This window comes from Duganella sp. Leaf126 (assembly GCF_001423125.1).
GTDB lineage: Bacteria > Pseudomonadota > Gammaproteobacteria > Burkholderiales > Burkholderiaceae_D > Rugamonas.
Genome location: NZ_LMNW01000012.1, coordinates 650,624 through 669,805 on the forward strand (window position 1 = coordinate 650,624; position 19,182 = coordinate 669,805).

The window sequence follows — 19,182 nt, forward strand, 5'->3', positions numbered from 1 at the left end:
AGGGAGAATGGGCTCAGCGGCCCATGGCGTCACGGATCTTCTGGTCCGTCTTGTACTGGCTCAGCGCATACACGGCCCAGATGGCGGCAGGCAGCCAGCCGATCAAGGTGATTTGCAGAATCAGGCAGATGATGCCGGCCATGGGGCGGCCGATGGTGAAGAATGTCAGCCACGGAAGTATCAAGGCGATGATTAAACGCATTGCAGTTCTTTCATAGTTGTAAAGGTTGTGCCAATTTAGCATGAATCCGTGCCCCACTTTGTGCGCACGGAGCCATATGCCCGAGGTTGGTTCAGCGCTGCTTGCGCAGTTTTTCCAGGCGTGGTGGCAGGGCAGCGATAAACGGTATGATTTGTTGCGTGAGATAAGCCGCCCCGAGTGTTACGCCCTCAGTTTCGTCACGATTGCCAGCGTAATACTCGAGCTTGGGTAGCAGGGCGCCCCAGAATGCCGCCTCCTGGGCCAATGCAGGATGGCTCACGCCCGCATACCTTGTCTGCAGTGCCCGTAGAACGGTGCGCAACACGGGCATGTCGCTGCCAGCCAGAAGTTTGGCAAACTCGTCAGCGTGCAAATACTCGGTGAACGGGATGGCGCCAAACTGTGCCTGCGCACCCGCGCTGGAGGCGATGCGACTTGCCCAGCGCTGCGGGTCCGTTCTCAGCTCGGTCATCCACAGTTCCCACCAGTATTTGAATTGCTGTTGCTGCGTGGCCGTCACAGCCGTGCGCAAGTCCGATTGCAGTTTGCGGAAGATGGGATGGCTACGTGACCAGTAAGCGAGGCCAAACGCGCCATTGCCGTCGATGGCGGCGCGGTCTTCCGCAGTCAGCGCAGTATGCAGTGTCCCGGAAGTTGCCCACTTGGCCTTGACCACTTCGCTTCCCAGATCCTGCACGGCGTCGTCCGGCATCTGCAGCAATCGCATACCGATAAACTGAAGTAGCAAGCCGGTGGCATGCAGAAATGCGCCGGGCGAGTCGAATGCGCTGTCCATGTAAGCTTCTTGCAGTTTATAGACCAGGGCATTGAACCTGGCATTGGACAGCTGCTGCCAATGCCATAGCTGTAGCCAGGCCGGCTCGTCTTCTGTGACGAACCAGGCGCTGTGCCTGATGGCCTCGCGCAGTGCTTCGTGTCGCAGTTCGCCGTACTGGAAGTATTCCCGGTAAAGGGCTGGCGGCAGCCCGTATGCGGTGATGTCATCGAGACCGTGCAGCCGCAGGCGTGCTGCCCCGGCCCCGCGCGCCCGCTCGCTGTCCACAGAGGGTAAAGTCGCGGCCGAGTCGCACAGGGTGCTGAGGTCATCCAGTTCCAGCTGGCCGGCGCGGAATTCGATGCTCAGCGCCAGCACCTCATGGACGAGCCGCCTGACGTACGGTTCCGGCAGTTGAAGGTAGGGAACAGCTTGCTGGAGGGCGCCCCGCACTCGCGAAAAGTCGAGCATGGCCTGACGCAGCTGTCGCAGGTTGCTGTAGCCGGCGAGTTCGAACACCCTCAATACCGTCTCTTGATGCTTTGCCAGCTGCTGGCTACCAGCCACTTCCCCCAGTTCATTCAGAAAGGACTGCAGCGCACCGCGCGGGTCCGGGCTGAGTCGCAGCGTGCGGCCGATGACTTTTTCTTTGAGTGTGGCAAAGGGAATGGTGGTGCCGCGTTCAGGCACCTGGTCGGGATTGGCCAGAATCAGCACGCGGTGGTCATCGTGCTCGACCAGCTGGTTGATAATGCCGAGCACGTCGTCGACTGGCATGGTGCTGCGCTCGAGATCATCGAAGATGAGCACGGCGTTGTGGGTCCGCAGGCGCTTCTGGATATCAGGTGCTGACATCTCGAGCTCTAGTGCATCATCGGCGATCTTGAACGTGCCTTTGAGTGCGCTGCGGGCCAGCCCCCACGAGGTTTGTACCACCGTGCTGCCCAGCAGCGGATTGAGTTGCCTGAAGAACTGCTCGGCGATGTCATTGATGCTGCTCACACCATACAACGACACATACAGCGTTTTCTTTTGGTGCTGCTCGGTAAGACGCTGGGCGAACTGCTTGATGCGCCAGGTCTTGCCGGCACCCCACTCGCCTTCGATCAGCACGGCGTAATGGGGACTGGCCGGCTGCGTGCAGTATTGAGTCAAATAAACTTCGATTGCATCGTCGTGCGCTGGCTGCATATTATCTCCGGAATAGTTTGCGAATGTGCTTGCAAAGAAAGTTCTATGCGGAAATTAATTTACCATGAAGACGTTTGGGCTTGCAATAAAAGCAAACTGGCAGCCGAAGCTGCCAGTCATGAAGGACAATCAGGTGCGGCAGTTGCCCGGCATGCGGCCTGCCGGAGCGCTTACTGCTTCACGCAGTCGACGAAGTAACCGCGCTTGCCGTCGACCTCGCGCTTGACCAGGCCGTGCACGTCGGTCTCGAAGCCGGGGAAGCGCTCGTTGAAGTCGCGCGCGAAGCGCAGGTAGTCGACGATGGTCTTGTTGAAGCGCTCGCCCGGGATCAGCAGCGGAATGCCCGGCGGGTAAGGCGTCAGCAGGATCGACGTGATGCGGCCTTCCAGGTCTTCGATCGCCACGCGCTCGATTTCGCGGTGCGCCATCTTGGCAAAGGCGTCCGACGGCTTCATGGCCGGGATCATGTCCGACAGGTACATCTCGGTGGTCAGGCGCGCCACGTCGTAAGCCTTGTAGAAATCGTGGATCTGCTGGCACAGGTCGCGCAGGCCCATCGATTCGTAGGTCGGATTGGCCGCCGCAAACTCGGGCAGGATGCGCCACATCGGCTGGTTCTTGTCGTAGTCGTCCTTGAACTGCTGGAGCGCCGTCAGCAGCGTGTTCCAGCGGCCCTTGGTAATGCCGATGGTGAACATGATGAAGAACGAGTACAGACCGCACTTCTCGACGATCACGCCGTGTTCGGCCAGGTACTTGGTGACGATCGACGCCGGGATGCCGGAATCGGCAAACTGGCCGTCCAGCGACAGGCCCGGGTTGACGATGGTGGCCTTGATCGGGTCGAGCATGTTGAAGTTGGGCGCCAGGTCGCCGAAGCCGTGCCAGTCGTCTTCCGCCTTGATCACCCAGTCTTCGCGCGAACCGATGCCTTCTTCGGCGAACTCCTGCGGGCCCCACACCTTGAACCACCAGTCCTTGCCCCATTCGGCATCGATCTTCTTCATGGCGCGGCGGAAGTCGAGCGCCTCGAGGATCGATTCCTCGACCAGCGCGGTGCCGCCCGGCGCTTCCATCATGGCGGCGGCGACATCGCACGAGGCGATGATCGAATACTGCGGCGAGGTGGACGTGTGCATCAGGTAGGCCTCGTTGAAGGCGTCGCGGTCCAGCTTGACCGATTCCGACTCGCGCACCAGCACCTGCGACGCCTGCGACAGGCCGGCCAGCAGCTTGTGGGTCGACTGGGTCGAGAAGATCATCGATTCCTTGGCGCGCGGACGGTCCTTGCCGATCGCGTGCATGTTCTTGTAGAAGTCGTGGAAGGTGGCGTGCGGCAGCCATGCTTCGTCGAAGTGCAGCGTGTCGATCTGGCCGTCGAGCAGCTCGCGCAGCGTCTCGACGTTGTACACCACGCCGTCGTAGGTCGATTGCGTGATGGTCAGGATGCGCGGCTTCTTGTTCACGGCTTCGCGCGCGAACGGGTTGGCTTCGATCTTGCGGCGGATGCTCTCCATCGAGAACTCGGCCAGCGGGATCGGGCCGATGATGCCCAGGTGGTTACGGGTCGGCATCAGGAACACGGGAATCGCACCGCACATGATGATCGAGTGCAGGATCGACTTGTGGCAGTTGCGGTCCACCACCACGATGTCGCCCGGCGCCACGGTCGAGTGCCACACCATCTTGTTCGAGGTCGAGGTGCCGTTGGTGACGAAATAGCAGTGGTCGGCGTTGAAGATGCGCGCGGCGTTGCGCTCGGACTTGGCGACGGGGCCGGTATGGTCGAGCAGCTGGCCCAGCTCCTCGACCGCGTTGCAGACGTCGGCGCGCAGCATGTTCTCGCCGAAGAACTGGTGGAACATCTGGCCGATCGGCGACTTCAGGAACGCCACGCCGCCCGAGTGGCCGGGGCAGTGCCACGAGTACGAGCCGTCGTTGGCGTATTCGACTAGCGCGCGGAAGAATGGCGGCGCCAGGCCGTCGAGGTAGGACTTCGCTTCGCGGATGATGTGGCGCGCCACGAATTCCGGCGTATCCTCGAACATGTGGATGAAGCCGTGCAGTTCGCGCAGGATGTCGTTGGGGATGTGGCGCGAGGTGCGGGTTTCGCCGTACAGGTAGATCGGGATGTCGGCGTTTTTATGGCGGATCTCTTCGACAAACGCGCGCAGCGACTTGAGCGCGGCGTCGGTTTCCTCGGTGGAGCCGGCGCCGAATTCCTCGTCATCGATCGACAGCACGAAAGCGGACGCGCGCGACTGCTGCTGGGCGAACTGCGACAGGTCGCCGTAGCTGGTCACGCCCACCACTTCCATGCCTTCTTTTTCCATCGCATCGGCCAGGGCGCGAATGCCCAGGCCGGACGTGTTCTCGGAACGGAAATCCTCGTCGATGATGACGATGGGGAAACGAAATTTCATGCATGTCTCCAAAAAAGCAAGCCGCCCCGGTACTTGTGTGGAGGGCGGCCCAGGGCGCGACCGCTGCAGCACAGCGTCGCCAAAAAAATAAGAACGGGATTCTCGCAGAAATGCAGCCGCTGCGGGGAAAAAAGATCATAACCAAAACCGGCCGGACCCGCGCAGAATGCCGCACCGGTGTGACCGCATTGTTACAGACGCTGCCTCATTATGAGGCAAAACCGCCGATGTCCCGTTCAACCGCGCCGGCGGTAGGTCACAAACGCATAGGGCAGGCCGGAGCTGGCCGATACATGGGCCTCGCGTGCGCATTCCTCCCAGGTGGCAGCGTCGATCGCCGGGAAAAAGGCGTCGCAGTCGTAGGTCTGGCCGATTTCGGTGACAACCAGGGTGGTCGCCAGCGCCATCGACTGGGCGTAGATCTCGGCGCCGCCGATCACGTAGCCGTCTGCGCCATCGAGCAATGCCAGGGCAGCCGTCAGCGAACCGGCCGTCTCCACGCCGTCGTGGTGCCAGTCGGCGTTGCGGGTGACGACGATGTTGCGCCGATTGGGCAGCGGGCGGCCGATCGACTCGAACGTCTTGCGGCCCATGATGATCGGGTGGCCGGTGGTGAGCCGCTTGAAATGCGCGAGGTCCTCGGGCAGCTTCCACGGCAGCGTGTTGCGGATGCCGATGCCGCGCTGCTGGTCGGTGGCGACGATGATGACGAGATTGCTCATGGCGTTATTCTTCAATTAACTGGTTCGGTTGCACTGGCCGACATTATCGCGGAAATCCGCTTGACTATGCGGCTATCGGCACCAGATGCGCAGTGCCGGTGCGGCAAACCGCGCAGCGAGCCCGCAGTGTCGGTGCATCGGGTTGCCCGGCTGAGCGCCTCGCCCGACGAGATTGCCGATCTGCGTTACACTATGAAGCACGTGAAACCAGCATGTGAAATCCGGGGTAAAACCCTCCGACATCCGGCTTTCAGCCCAACGTAAAGCCCAACCGAGTACCTATGACGACGACTTTTGAAAAAATCGGCAGCCGCGTGATCCCAGCGCTGCAAGCCACCGTAGAAGAATACATCTCGCCGCGTACCGGTGCGCGCCATATCCACCTCGCCAGCGACCAGGCCGAAAAGGTATTCCTGGTGGCGTTTCCCACCGTGCCCGATGTCAGCGACGGCCGTGCCCACATCCTCGAGCACCTGTCGCTGTGCGGTTCGCAGCGCTACCCGGTGCGCGACCCGTTCTTTTCGATGCTGCGCCGTTCGACCGCTACGTTCATGAACGCGTTCACCTATGCCGACCGCACCGTCTACCCGTTCTCCAGCACCGACAGCAAGGATTTCTACAACCTGCTTGACGTCTATCTGGACGCCACCTTCTTCCCCAACCTCGACTACCTGAACTTCCTGCAGGAAGGCTGGCGCTATGTGCTCAAGGACGGCAAGCTCGGTTACCAGGGCGTGGTGTTCAACGAGATGAAGGGCGCGTTCAACGATCCGGTCCGCGCCCTGTACAGCGGCATCGAGCACACGCTGCTGGCCGGCACCACGTACGAAGTCGAGTCGGGCGGCGATCCGCTGGTGATTCCGGAACTGACGCACCAGATGCTCAAGGACTTCCACGCCAGCCATTACCATCCGTCGCAGGCCGTGTTCATGACCGCCGGCGACATCAGCGCCGTAGAGGTCCAGCAGCAGATCGAAGACAAGGTGCTGTCCAAGCTGCCGCCGGCGCCTGCCGCGCGCATGCTGCCGGAACTGGCCGCCACCTGGACCGCGCCGAAATCGAACGAGGTACGGATTCCGTCGCAAACGGCCAAGCCCGACGAGCACGGCGTGCAGATCACCTGGCTGATGGGCGAATCGTCCGATATCGACACCTTCTACAACACCTATCTGCTGTCGTCCGGCCTGCTGGGCGACTCGTCGTCGCCGGTCATGAAGGCGATGGAATCGGCCGGTTACGGCCGCCCGTCCGCGCTCAATGGCCAGGACAACGGCCCGCGCCAGATGATTTTCCACCTCGGCATGGAAGGCCTGACCGAGCCGCAGATCGAGGAAGCGCGCGCCCGCATCTGGGCCGCGCTCGAGCGTGCGGCCGAGGAGGGCGTCCCGACCGAGTCGCTGCAGGCTGCGCTGCGGGACGTGCGGTACAGCCAGCGCGATACGGCATCGGGCCGCATGCCCAACGCCCTGTCGCGCCTGCTCAATGCGCTGCCGATCGCCATGCGCGACGGCGACGTCTTCCTCGCCTTCGACAACGAGGCCCATCTGGCCAAGCTGGAACAGGCGATCGCCGATCCGGCGTGGTTCAAGGGGCTGGTACGCCAGCTGCTCGACAACCCGACCCGCCTGACCACGCGCGTGGTGCCGGACGCCGAATACTTCAAGAAGCGCGACGCCATCGAGGAAGCAGCGCTGGCGGAACGCAGCCGCGCGCTGACCGACGCCGAGCGCGACCGCATCGAGCAGGAGTCGGCACAGCTCGAGGCGCACCAGCAGCTGCCGTCGAATTCCGATGTGCTGCCCCGTATCCGCCCGTCCGACGTCAGCGCCGAACCGCGGCCGGCGTTGCCGATGCCCGCGCCGCTGGCCGACGCCGGCCACGCCATCGTGCTGCCGTTCGAGATCGCTTCCAATGGCCTGTCGTACGTGCGGGTGGGCTACGACGTGTCCGGCTTTGCGGCCGAGGACTGGCCGTGGCTGCGCCTGTGGGTGGACCTGGTCACCCAGCTCGGCGTGGGCGACATGGATTACGAACAGGCGGATGCCTGGCGCCAGCGCATGGCGCCGTCGTACGACCTCAATCTCGACGGCACCCAGCACCCGGGCGGCGACCTGAGCGTGGAACTGTGGTTCTCGGCCAGCGGCCTGCGCGAGGAGCACGCCAACATCGCCGAGCTGGTATCGCGCAGCCTGGCCGAAGCGCGCTTCGACGAGCACGAACGGCTGGCTTTCCTGATCGACAGCCAGGTGCAGGATCGCATGAACGGCCTGGCGCAATCCGGCAACCGCTACGCCATGCTGACTGCTGCCGCGCCGTTGTCCGCGCTGCGCCGCTTCGAGGATATCGTCAGCGGCGCCGCCAGCCTGGCGTTCCAGGGCGAGTTGCTGGAACTGAGCAAGACGCCGGAAGGCCTGGCGCAGATTTCGGGCCGCCTTGATGCGCTGCACCGGCGCGTGATCGCCATCACGCCGACCGTGCTCGCAGCCGGCGCCGGCGACGATGGTGCGGCGCTGGGGCGCCTGCTCGCGCTGCCGGCCTCGCAGGCTGCCTTGCCGGCCGTGGCGCCGCGACTCGACGCCATTGCGCCGGAAAACGCCGGCCTGCACGCGGTCAGCCAGGTCAACCACTGCGTGGTGTCGTACCGCGCGCCGATGATGCAGGAAGACGGCGCCGCCGCGCTGGCGGTGGCCGCCGAACTGATGACCAACCAGCTGCTGCACGTGGCGCTGCGCGAGAAGGGCGGCGCCTACGGCGGCAACGCCGGCTACAACGGCGGCACCGGCACCTTCCTGATGGCGTCGTACCGCGACCCGCGCCTGGCCGACACCTACGCCGATTTCGACAGCGCGATCGACGAGGTGCTCACCGGCGAGTTCTCGCAGGAGATGCTGGAAGAGGCGATCATCTGCGTGATCAAGGGCATGGACAAGCCCAATGCGCCGTACGACCAGGTGCTGCATGCCTGGGCGCTCAAGCGCCGTGGCATCGACCAGGCGCTGCGCCAGCGCTTCCGCACCGAGGTGCTCACCTGCACCCTGGAGCAGATCCGCGCAGCCGTGCGCACCTGGCTCAAGGACGGCAAGCCTAGCCGCGCGGCGTTTGTCGGCGACGTCACCAAGGACGTCGCAGGGCTCAAGGTCGTGGACTTGCTGGGCCTGGCCAAACAGGCCTGACAGGGAAGCGACATACCAAAAAGCCTGCGTTAATCGCAGGCTTTTTTCATGGTGCTGATAATTTGCTGTAGAACTGGTGCAGCAGCGCGGCCAGCGGTGCCGGCGCCTCCAGCGGTATCATGTGGCCGGTCGGCTCCGCAATCAGCGCCAGGGTGGCATCGGGCAGTCGCGCGGCCATGGCACGCAGGTCCGCTACCGGCACCAGCTGGTCGCCTTCGGCGCCCACGATCAGCACCGGAAACGGCAGCGTGTGCAGCCGGTCCATGTAGTCGACGCGGTCGATGGTGGTGACGAACTGGGCCAGCAGCACTTCCTTGCCCAGATCGACGGCCATCTGTTCGATCGGACCGGTGATCGCCGTGTCGGTCACGTGATCGGGATGCAGCAGCTCGCGCAGGCGCTGGCGCGTCATGCCGGTATAAACGTTTTTTTCCAGGATGGTGACGATGCGCTGGCGCGCCGCGATCTCTGCCGGCGGCAAGCCCTTGCAGGAGTTGGCGATCAGCACCAGCGTCCCGATCCGTTCCGGATGGGCGACCGCGTATTCGACGGCCAGGTAGGCGCCCAGCGAAAAGCCGACCAGGTTGGTCTTCGATGCGCTGTGGCTGGCGATCAGTTCGTGCATCTGCGCGCGCGTGCGTGCCTGCGGCAGCGGCACGTGGTGCAGCGCGAAGTCGCCGAGCAGCGGCGCCACGCGTGCCCACATCCGCTCGTCGCACAGCGTGCCGGGGATCAGGTCGAGCCGCGTGGGCTGGTCTGTCATACCGCCATCGGCGCGGTGATCGGCGCGTGGTGCTGGTAGTTTTCGAGCGAGAAGTCGGACGGCTCGACCTGTTCCAGCCATTGCGGCTCGTACTTGCCGGTCTTGGCGAAATCGGGCACGCGGTCAGCGATGCGCAGGTGCGGCGCCGGGAACGGCGCACGCGTGAGCTGCTCCTTCACCATGTCCAGGTGGTTTTCATAGATATGTGCGTCGCCGATGAAGTAGCTGAACCAGCGCGGGGTGTAGCCGGTCAGGCGCCCCACCAGGTGCATCAGCGCCGCGCCTTCGGCCAGGTTGAACGGCGTGCCGAGACCGAGGTCGTTCGAGCGCACGTACAGGCACATCGACAGTTCGCGCGTGGTCGGATTCGGGATGAACTGGTACAGCAGGTGACATGCCGGCAGGGCCACTGCGTCCAGCACCGCTGGGTTCCAGCCATGGAACAGGATGCGGCGGCTGCCCGGATTGTTGACGATGGTATCGAGACACTCGCGCAGCTGATCGATCGATTTATGCAGCAGCACCTTGGTCTCGCCGTGGTCGTCGAACTGCGAGATCAGGCGGAAGCCCTTGCTCTGGGCATCGGCGATCTGTGCATGCTGGTCCATGCCGAGCAGCTTGAAGCCGGGCCACTGGCGCCACTGCACGCCGTACACGGGACCGAGATCGTCTTCGCCGAGGCGGTACGGGTTGGCCAGCCACTGCTGGTTTTCATTGGCGTTCTGGTCCCAGACCTTGCAGCCCAGCGCGCGGAACTCGGCCGCGTTGCGCGACGCGCGCATGAACGCGCACAGCTCGCCGATCACCGACTTGAACGCCAGGCGCTTGGTGGTCACGGCAGGGAAACCTTCACGCAAATCGAAGCGCATCATGGCGCCGGGCACGCTCAAGGTGCGGATGCCGGTGCGGTTGTCCTGCCAGCTGCCGGTATCGAGGATGGTTTGGATCAGGTCCAGGTATTGCTTCAATTAACTCTCCAACAGGGTGCTGCGATCCCGCGCCTGTCACGCGGGGCACAAAACCTGCCATTCTATCAGGAGCGCGGACCCGACCTGGTTTTCCGATTGCCCGCCTGCGCCGTCACCTTGCCCGCGGCGCGCGCCAGCGATTTGGCGCCGCGGCCCGCGGTGACGACGATGGCGCCTTGCGGCGCGGCAGACCTGGCGGCCGACCGGGCGCCAGGTTTGGTCCCCGCCTGCGCGGGTGCAGACGGATGACGCGGCGCAGGCGTACCGCTGCCCGCTGCGGTCCTGGCGTTGGCGCCCGGGGCGCCAGCCTTGCCAGTCGAAGTGCTGACAGGTTTCTGCCCGCCAGCGGGCGAACCAGCAGGGGCGCGCGCCGCCTTGCCGCCCGCCGGTCCCGTGAACGGCCGCTTCTTCTTGCCCGGCGCCGCGGCCGCCGCCTTTTTCGCTGCCGCCGCAGCGGCTGCGGCAGGCGCCGTTTCCGGCACGCGGTGGTCGGCTTCGAAGCCCGGTTCCTCGAAGCGCGCGATGACCTGGCGCGTCAGCGTTTCGATCGCCTTGAGCATGTCCGCCTCGTCGGCGCACACCAGCGAGATTGCCTCGCCGTCGAGGCCCGCGCGACCGGTGCGGCCGATGCGGTGGATGTAGTCTTCAGCCACCGACGGCAGGTCGAAGTTGACCACCTGCGGCAGCGCCTCGATGTCGAGGCCGCGCGCGGCGACGTCGGTTGCCACGAGCAGCTGCACCTCGGCCTTCTTGAAGCGCGCCAGCGCCTTCAGGCGCGCCGGCTGGGTCTTGTCGCCGTGGATGGTATCGGCCGTGATGCCGTGCGCGTGCAGGGTCTTGACCAGCTGCTCGGCGCCCTTGCGGGTCTTGACGAAGACCAGCACCTGGCGCCAGCCGAACTTGTCGAGCAGGTGCAGCAGCAGTTCCGGCTTGCGCCGCTTGTCCGTCGGGATCAGCCACTGGCGCACCGTCCTGGCGCTCGCATTGCTCGTTTCCACCTGCACCGATACCGGATCCTTGAGCATGCCCCTGGTCAGCTGGCGGACCCGGTCGGAGAACGTGGCCGAGAACAGCAGGGTCTGGCGCTGACGGGGCAGCGCGGCCAGCAGGATGTCGAGATCGCGCTCGAAACCGAGATCGAGCATGCGGTCCGCCTCGTCCAGCACCAGCGTTTGCAGCTGCGCGAAGCTCACCGCGCCCTGGTCGAGCAGATCGATCAGCCGGCCCGGCGTGGCCACCAGCACGTCCACGCCCTTGCGCAGCCGGGCAATCTGCGGCGCAATCGGCACGCCGCCGTAGGCCACGGCCGCGCGCAGCGGCAGCCTGGCGCCGTAGGTGCGGAAGCTCTCGAACACCTGTTCGGCCAGCTCGCGCGTGGGCGCCAGCACCAGGCAGCGTGCGGCGCCCGGGGCGTTTTCGCCTGCCAGCAGCAATTGCTGCAGGATGGGCAGGGCAAAGCCGGCGGTCTTGCCGGTGCCGGTCTGCGCGGCGGCCATCAGGTCGCGACCTGCCAGCACGGCAGGTATCGCCTGCTGCTGGACCGGCGTCGGCTGCCGGTAGCCCAGGGTATCGAGCGTCTGCAGGAGGGGGGCGATCAGGCCCAGTGCTTGGAAAGTCATGATGTGTGCGGTGATATCGTTCAACAGCGCGCAGTGTAGCCGGTTCGCCTGCTTTGCGCGATAGCGAGATGCAGCGCCCGGGCTTGGGCTGCCGGCGTTCAGTGGCCGGCCAGCGCGGCCGACCACAGCCCGAGGATCTCGTGCACGCGGTCGTCGGGCAGGTGCAGCAGGTTGTCGCCCACGTACAGCTCCACGTAGCAGTGCTCCGGCAGCGCCGCGTGCTGGGCGCCGTTGAACAGCCACACGCCATGCTCGCCGGCGATGCGGTTGCGGATCCCGAGCGCCTGGTCGCGCCCCACCGGCAAATGCAGGTGGAGCATATTGGCTTGCGGGCGGGCCGGGTTGGGCGTCAGCAGCGGGTAATTGGCAAGCTGCTGGTACAACCATTGCGTACGACGGAAGTAGTCGGGCATGGCGGCCAGGCGCGCGTCGAACTGCATCGCCGCTGCCACCACGTACGGCGTGCGCTGGTACACATTGCCGCCCTGGCGCCGGAACCATTCACGGGCGCGGTCGATGAAGACGGTGTCGCCGGCGAGCATGGCGCCGCCCATGCCGCCGATGCCCTTGTACAGCGACACGTAGACGGTGTCGAAACCGGCGGCAATCTGCGCCACGTCGCGGCCATACCCGGCCGCCGTCTCCCACAGGCGCGCGCCGTCCATGTGCAGGTGGATGCCGCGGGTGCGGCAGTCATCCTTGATGGCAGCCAGTTCGTCCCAGGACGGGCACTGGCCGCCAAGTTCGCGCATCGGCAGTTCCAGCAGCACCGCGCCCAGCTTGTCGGGTACCGCTTGCAGGTCCGCCACGCCCCAGGGACGCTGCGGGTCGCCCAGCGGCAATGCCTTGAAATGATCGAACAACTGGTGGTTGCCGCGCTCGTGGCGAAGGATGTGGGCGGTCGGGTGCAGCGCCACCATCTGGCTGCCGCGTTCCATGCAGGCCAGGCGCAGCGCAGTCGCCTGCACCATGGTCCCGGTGATGCAGAACAGCGCGGACGGGTACCCCAGCAGGGCTGCTACCCTGGATTCGAAGTCCTCGATCAGCGCGCCGCAACCATACACATCGTGGGTGACGTTGTTGGCCTGGCACCAGTCGGACATGGCGGCAAACAGCTGCGCCGGTGTCGGCTGCCGGTGGCCGGGCAGTATCGTGTGGCAGGTTTGGCGCAGTGCCGTGTCGTTCATGGTGGCCCCTCACGTCCGCGTGTTTCAGTGGGCGGCAAGTCCGCTGTGGAACTGCAGCGCCGCCAGGTTGGCGTAGATGCCACCCAGCGCCACCAGCGCGGCGTGGGTGCCGGTTTCGACGATCCTGCCGTCTTCCATGACGATGATGCGGTCTGCACGCTGCACGGTCGCCAGGCGGTGGGCGATGATGACGGTGGTGCGGCCGACCATGGCCGCTTCCAGCGCGCTTTGCACCAGCCGCTCCGATTCCGCATCGAGCGCACTGGTGGCTTCGTCGAGCAGCAGCAGCGGCGGGTTTTTCAGCAGGGCGCGCGCGATGGCAATGCGCTGGCGCTGGCCGCCGGACAGGCGGACGCCGCGCTCGCCCAGGAAGGACTGGTAACCCTGCGGCAGGCGCTCGATGAATTCGTGGGCGGCCGCCATCTTTGCGGCGGCGATGACGTCGGCGTCGCTGGCATCGGCGCGGCCGTAGCGGATGTTTTCCATGGCGTTGGCCGAGAAGATCACCGTGTCCTGCGGCACGATGCCGATGGCGCCGCGCAGCGTGTGCAGGTCGAGCTGGCGGATGTCGACGCCATCGAGCTTGATGGCCCCATGCTGCGGATCGTAGAAGCGCAGGAACAGCTGGAACAGCGTGGTCTTGCCGGCGCCCGACGGTCCGACCACGGCCACCGTCTCGCCGGGACGGATATCGAGCGAGAGGCTGGTCAGCGCTGCCGACTCGGGGCGCGAAGGATACAGGAAGGTGACATCTTCCAGGCTCAGCGATGCGCCGTTGGCGGCGCGCGGCGGCAGCGCCAGCGGGGTCGCCGGCCCCTCGATCGCCGACTTGACGGCCATCAGCTCGAGCAGGCGTTCGGTGGCGCCGGCGGCGCGCTGGGCGTCGCCCATGACTTCCGACAGCGCGCCAATGGCGCCGGCCACGATCGAGGCGTACAGGATGAACTGACCGAGGTCGCCGCCCGTCATCTCGCCGTTAAGCACGGCGTGCGCGCCCAGCCACAGCACGAACACGATGGCGCCGAACACCAGCACGATGGCGATCATGGTCAGCATGGCGCGCGCGCGGATGCGGCGCATGGCGGTCTGGAAGGCGCCTTCGACCGAGGCGGTAAAGCGGCGCGATTCGATCTGCTCGTGGGTGAACGCCTGCACGGTGGGCATGGCGTTGAGGATTTCGCCGGCCATGGCCGAGGCGTCTGCCACGCGGTCCTGCGAATCGCGCGACAGCTTGCGCACGCGGCGGCCGAAGATGATGATCGGCAGGACCGTCAGCACCAGCAGGCCGATGATGATGGCCGACAGCTTGGGACTGGTCACGAACAGCATCACCAGGCCGCCGATGAACAGCAGCGAATTGCGCAGCGCCATCGAGATGCTGGTGCCCACCACGGCCTGGATCAGCGTGGTGTCGGTGGTAATGCGCGAGAGGACTTCGCCGGTCTGCGTGGTCTCGAAAAATTCGGGGCTCTGGGTGACCACGTGGCGGTACACGGCGTCGCGGATGTCGGTGGTCACGCGCTCGCCCAGCCACGACACCGTGTAAAAGCGCGCAGCCGTGGCCAGGGCCAGCACCGTGGCCAGGCCGAACAGCGCCAGGAACACCAGGTCCACGTGCTTGATGCTCTTGTCGCCGACGCTACCGGCGCCGGCGGCGGCGCCGAAACCGAGGTCGATCATCTGCTTGAACGCGGCCGGAATGGCCAGCGTGGCCGCGGCCGCCACCAGCAGCGCCAGACCGGCCATGGCAAAGCGCCGCTTGTACGGCGCCAGGAACGGCAGCAGGCCGCGCAGGGTGGCGAGGCTGCCTTTTTCGGCCACGCGCGCGGTCGATGGCGCAGCAGGCGTGCTGCCGAGGGTACTGCTAGCGCTGCTGCTGGCGCTCAGGCTGGCATGCGTGCCGACATTTGTGCCGGCATTTTTGCCGGCTGCGGTGCTGTTGGTCATGTGTGGCTTATCGGTTATCTCAACTACTACAATTTCATGGCGCGGACATAGCCCGTCAGTTCGAGGTAGGCGCGGCCCACGCGCCGGCCGTCGCGGCGCAGCGTCACCGCACCTTCCCAGTACACGGCGCCGGTCGAGCGGCGCGAGTCGAGTTCCTGGTCGTCCTGCAGCGGGTCCACCTGCCAGATGGTGGCGCCCGTGGTCAGGCGCAAGGCCACCGGATATTCGGCCCTGGTCCGGGGCGAACGCCAGCGTCGCAGGGTCGTGAATGCCACCTGTTCCGGCGCAAACTGCGTGATCTTACCGGAAGCGTCGCGCCATGTCGCGTGGGCCCATAGTTTATCACCTGTCTTGCTGCGGATCTGGAAAGCCATCAGGGCGCCGCCGTCGTCGAGGTTGGCGCCTATCCATTCCCAGCCAGCCGCCTCGGCGTCCAGCACCTGCGACGACCATTCGTGGTCGAGCCAGGAACGACCTTGCACGGCGACCTGTTTGCCGGCCCGGGTGATGGTGCCGGTGGTGCGCAGCTGCGGCTCGCTGTAGTAGTAGCTGGCCTGCGCGGGCAGACGCCCCTTGCGCGAAAAACCGCCGACGCCCTGCACCAGCACCGGCTGCGATGGCGCCAGCGTCAGTTCCAGGCTGAATTGCGCGGCGTCCACGTGCACCGCGTAGCTGCCGTCGGGCCGGCGCGCCATGCGCCAGTCGTCCAGTTTGACGTCGGTCTCGCCGACTCTGGCGTAGGCCAGGCCCAGTCCCTCGCGCGCGCTGCGCTGGTCGTGCAGGAGCTTGCCGTTGGCGGCGTCCGACAGCGCCGCATGGCCGATGATCAGCTGCTTGGGCGCGAACCGGCTCGGATTGGCGCGGTCGTGATCGCTGGCGCTGCGGAAGAAGGTGACCTGGTAGCCGAGCGACTTGCCGTCCGCCGTATCGACCCAGCCGGTGACGTACCACCACTCGGTCTTGTAGTCGGGATGGGCGCCAAAATCGGCCGGGAAGCGCAGCGTGGCGCCGGGCGCCAGCGGTGTGACCGGCGCAAATTGCGGCGCGGCTGCCATGGCTATTCCGGCGCCGGTGAACAGCAGGACCAGCGCGGTCAGCAGCATTCGTACAATGGTCATCACCAGTCCTCCCGCACGGCGCGGATCGGACCGCCCGACAATGATTGGCGTCCTGCCAGCAGCGCGGTCAGGGCCGCCGCAGCCAGCAGCAGCGCTGCCACCGCCGCCACCAGGCCCCAGGGCAGGTGCAGCTGCATGGTCCAGTGGAACGACTGCGGATTGACCACGAACACCAGGATCAGGCTGATCACCCAGCCGAGCACGAAACCGGTGACGATGCCGAGCGCCGTCAGCGCACCGCCCTCGATGGCCAGGATGGCGAGGATCTGGCGTTGCGTGACGCCCACGTGGCGCAGCATGCCGAATTCCCGGGACCGCGCCAGCGTCTGCGCCGAAAACGTGGCAGCCACGCCGAACAGGCCGATGACGATGGCGATCGCCTCGAGCAGATAGGTGATGGCAAAGCTGCGGTCGAAGATCTTCATCGACATGTCGCGGATGTCCGACGGCGTGCTGATATCGAGCGTGGCGGCGAACGGCAGCGCTTTCAGGGCCCGTTGGGCGGCCGCCAGGCCGGCGCTGCCATCCTTGAGCCACAGCGCGACGCTGCTGGTGTCCTGGTCGCCGGTGATGGCGCGATAGTCGCTCAGGCGCATCTGGATCGAGCCGGTGGGCCGGGCATAGTCGCGCCAGACGCCGGCGACCGTGAACGCGTGCTGGCGTCCTGCCAGCGGCAGCGCGATCCGGCTGCCTGCCTGCATGCCGTACAGATCGACCATCGCTTCCGAGATCCACACGGGCGGCGGCTCGCCGGCGCCAGGTGCGCGGCTTGCACCGACCAGGGCCAGCACCTTGCCCGGATCGGCAGCATCGACGTTGCGGGCGATCAGCGCCACTGCCGGGCGGCCTGCCGCCAGCGCGATCGGCTGCACGCGCAGGAAGTCGGTGCCGTCCACCCTGGGCAGGGCGGCGATCGCTGCCTGCTCGGCCGGGCGCAAGCCGGCCGTGGCGCCGCCGCTGACGGTGCTGACATAGATGTCGGCCGGCAGGATGTGGCGCATCCAGTCGTCGAGCGACACCCGGAAGCTGGTCACCATGATGGCCATCGCCACCATCAGGCTAAAGCTCGACAGCACCCCGCCGAGTGCAATGCCGGCCTGGCTCGATGCATTGGCCAGCCGCGCCAGCGTCAGCGTCAGCACCGGTGAGGCGCCGGGTCGGCCGGCGACCAGCGTATTCCAGCGCCGGTGCGCGGCGCGGAACACGGCGCCCGCCAGGCGCGGCATCAGCGCGATCACCGCCACCAGCAGCAAGGCGATCGACAGGTAGCCGAAGATCGGCAGTTCGAAGACGGGCGGCGCCTGCGACAGCAGTGCGGCCAGCGCGATGCCGGCCAGCGGCGGCCACACGGTCGCCAGGCGCGAAATGGCCGCCTCCTCGGTGCCGGACTTGAGCGCCACGGCCGGCTTGGCGCGCGCCGCGTCCCACGCCGGGGCCGCGCAGCCGAGCAGGGCGACGGTGACGCCGAGCGCAAAATACACGCCGGCAGCTACCGGTGTGAAGTGCACGGTGGGGCGCACGCCCGAGAAAAAGCCGGCGCCCAGATCGGCGCCCATGAAATGCAGCGCGGCGGCGGCCAGACCGTAGCCGGCAGCGATACCGATCGCCGATCCCAGCATGCCCAGGCACAGCCCTTCGAGCAGGATCTGGCGCAGCAGCGTCCGCCGCTCCATGCCCAGCACGCGCAGCAGTGCGAACTGGCTGCGGCGCCGGATCACCGACAGGGCCTGGGTGGAGAATACCAGGAAGGCCCCCGTAAACAGCGCCACCAGCGCCAGCACGGTCAGGTTGACGCGGTAGGCGCGGCTCATGCCCTCGTTGCGGCTGCTCTGGTCTTCGTCGTTGGGCTGGTTGACCAGGAAACGGCCCGGATAGTCGCGCTGCAGCTGCTGCTGCAGCATCTGCTTGAATGTGTCGCGGTTGACGCCGTCGCGCAGCTTGAGATCCACGCGCGACAGCTTGCCCAGCCGGTCGAAGCGCCACTGGGCGGCGCCGATATCCATCACGCCCAGCCGCTGGCCCGCGCGCGCGCGTTGCAGCGGCCCCGCATACCGCAGCGCCACTGTGCCCACGCCGAGCTGGAAGCGCAATGGTTCGGCCGCTTTTGCCGCCAGCCACTGGCCGGCGGACGGCGACAGGAAAATCGCGTCGTCGGCCAGCGTGTCCTGCAAATGCGCCTCGTCCGGCGCGCCAACCAGGTCGGGGGTGACGAAGCCGGCCCGGAAGACGTCGATGCCGATGATCTTGAGCGCAGTGCGCTGGCCGGGCACCGAGGCTTCCAGCTCGAGCACGGGCGAGGCGACCGCCACGCCGGGCAGCGTTGCCAGCAGCGGGTAGACGGCTTCGTCGAACAGCGGTTCGGTGCCGCGCACCTGCACGTCGGCCACGCCCGACAGGCCCTTGATGGCGGACGAGAACTCGTTGAAGGCGGCCGCGTTGATCAGGTGGATGGCAAAGCCGAGCGAGATGCCGATGGCGATTGCCGCCACCGCCACCAGCGTGCGCACCGGGTGCGCGCGCCACTCGCCGAGCAGCAGCCAGCTTCGCAAGCGTCCCGGCGCCATGGTCGTCATCAGCGTCCGCACTCCAGGGCCAGCAGGTCGGCAGCGCGGCGCGCCCTGGTGCGGGCGGCGTCGCTGTTGCTGCCGCTGGCGCGGCGGGCGTCGTCGTCGGCCCACTGGCGCTGCAGGCGCAGCTTGTCGCAGCGGCGCTGGCGGACCGCGGCTGCCTGCGCGACTTTGGCGTCCTGCTTCGCTTGCTGGTCCTCGCGCGCCAGGCGCGATTTCTCGAGCGCCAGCGCTTCCTTGCGCATGCGGGTCAGGCTGGCCGCTGCTGCCGGGTCGGCGGGCGGCGCCGCCTGGCGCGCCAGGGTGCTGGCCGATGTCGCCGACTGCGGGCAGGGCCGGTCGCTGTAGCTGAGCTTGCCATCGACCAGGCACTTGTGGATGTCCTGCGCAGCAGCCGGGGCCAGCGGCAGCGCGCTGGCGACAAGCAGCGCGGTCGAGAGTAGACCCGATGGTCCGCTGCGATGCGAGCGGACGTGGGCGGGGCGACTGGAGGACGGAGAAGTGAACATGCAGAAAGTCATGATGGT

Annotated in this window: 13 protein-coding genes; 1 reads left to right on the plus strand and 12 read right to left on the minus strand. The window is 66.3% G+C overall.

The genetic code is table 11. The features are described from left to right. Positions 1-13: 13 nt before the first annotated feature. The 4 genes from ASF61_RS10535 to ASF61_RS10550 all read right to left on the minus strand — a co-directional run bounded on the left by ASF61_RS10535 (position 14) and on the right by ASF61_RS10550 (position 5,313). Complete coding sequence (locus ASF61_RS10535; RefSeq protein WP_056155014.1) at positions 14-202, minus strand: YqaE/Pmp3 family membrane protein; 189 nt, start codon at positions 200-202, stop codon at positions 14-16. A 91-nt stretch (positions 203-293) separates the two neighbouring features. Then, entirely contained in the window at positions 294-2,168 is a 1,875-nt protein-coding gene (locus ASF61_RS10540; protein WP_056155017.1) for a P-loop NTPase fold protein, read from the minus strand. Between the two features lie 170 nt (positions 2,169-2,338). Next, positions 2,339-4,591, minus strand: a complete 2,253-nt coding sequence (locus tag ASF61_RS10545; RefSeq protein ID WP_056155022.1) for an arginine/lysine/ornithine decarboxylase — start codon at positions 4,589-4,591, stop codon at positions 2,339-2,341. 236 nt (positions 4,592-4,827) lie between these two features. Then, on the minus strand, positions 4,828-5,313 hold the full coding sequence (locus ASF61_RS10550) for a dihydrofolate reductase (RefSeq protein ID WP_056155025.1): 486 nt from the start codon (positions 5,311-5,313) through the stop codon (positions 4,828-4,830). 281 nt (positions 5,314-5,594) lie between these two features. On the opposite strand from ASF61_RS10550, the gene ASF61_RS10555 reads away from it, so the two are divergent. After that, complete coding sequence (locus ASF61_RS10555) at positions 5,595-8,486, plus strand: insulinase family protein (protein WP_056155030.1); 2,892 nt, start codon at positions 5,595-5,597, stop codon at positions 8,484-8,486. A 46-nt stretch (positions 8,487-8,532) separates the two neighbouring features. Here the strand turns inward: ASF61_RS10555 and ASF61_RS10560 are convergent, their stop codons facing one another. The 8 genes from ASF61_RS10560 to ASF61_RS10595 all read right to left on the minus strand — a co-directional run bounded on the left by ASF61_RS10560 (position 8,533) and on the right by ASF61_RS10595 (position 19,164). Continuing rightward, positions 8,533-9,249 carry an alpha/beta fold hydrolase gene (locus ASF61_RS10560; protein WP_056155033.1) on the minus strand — a complete coding sequence of 239 codons (717 nt, stop codon included), beginning with the start codon at positions 9,247-9,249 and terminating at the stop codon, positions 8,533-8,535. Next, positions 9,246-10,217: a thymidylate synthase gene (locus ASF61_RS10565; RefSeq protein WP_056155036.1), complete on the minus strand. Its 972-nt coding sequence runs from the start codon at positions 10,215-10,217 to the stop codon at positions 9,246-9,248. Before ASF61_RS10565 ends, ASF61_RS10560 begins: the two co-directional genes overlap by 4 nt. A 65-nt stretch (positions 10,218-10,282) precedes the next feature. Then, positions 10,283-11,836, minus strand: coding sequence for a DEAD/DEAH box helicase (locus ASF61_RS10570; RefSeq protein ID WP_056155485.1), 1,554 nt, complete (start codon positions 11,834-11,836; stop codon positions 10,283-10,285). Between the two features lie 98 nt (positions 11,837-11,934). Next, complete coding sequence (locus ASF61_RS10575) at positions 11,935-13,023, minus strand: low specificity L-threonine aldolase (protein WP_056155039.1); 1,089 nt, start codon at positions 13,021-13,023, stop codon at positions 11,935-11,937. Positions 13,024-13,047: 24 nt separating this feature from the next. Further along, positions 13,048-14,970 carry an ABC transporter transmembrane domain-containing protein gene (locus ASF61_RS10580; RefSeq protein WP_082491434.1) on the minus strand — a complete coding sequence of 641 codons (1,923 nt, stop codon included), beginning with the start codon at positions 14,968-14,970 and terminating at the stop codon, positions 13,048-13,050. Between the two features lie 26 nt (positions 14,971-14,996). After that, positions 14,997-16,088, minus strand: coding sequence for a lipocalin-like domain-containing protein (locus tag ASF61_RS10585; protein WP_056155040.1), 1,092 nt, complete (start codon positions 16,086-16,088; stop codon positions 14,997-14,999). After that, positions 16,088-18,661 (minus strand): FtsX-like permease family protein, encoded by a 2,574-nt coding sequence (locus ASF61_RS10590; protein ID WP_056155043.1) that lies wholly within the window; start codon positions 18,659-18,661, stop codon positions 16,088-16,090. Before ASF61_RS10590 ends, ASF61_RS10585 begins: the two co-directional genes overlap by 1 nt. Further along, positions 18,661-19,164 (minus strand): DUF4124 domain-containing protein, encoded by a 504-nt coding sequence (locus ASF61_RS10595; RefSeq protein ID WP_156369521.1) that lies wholly within the window; start codon positions 19,162-19,164, stop codon positions 18,661-18,663. The genes ASF61_RS10590 and ASF61_RS10595 overlap by 1 nt, the downstream gene beginning before the upstream one ends. Positions 19,165-19,182: the final 18 nt, after the last annotated feature.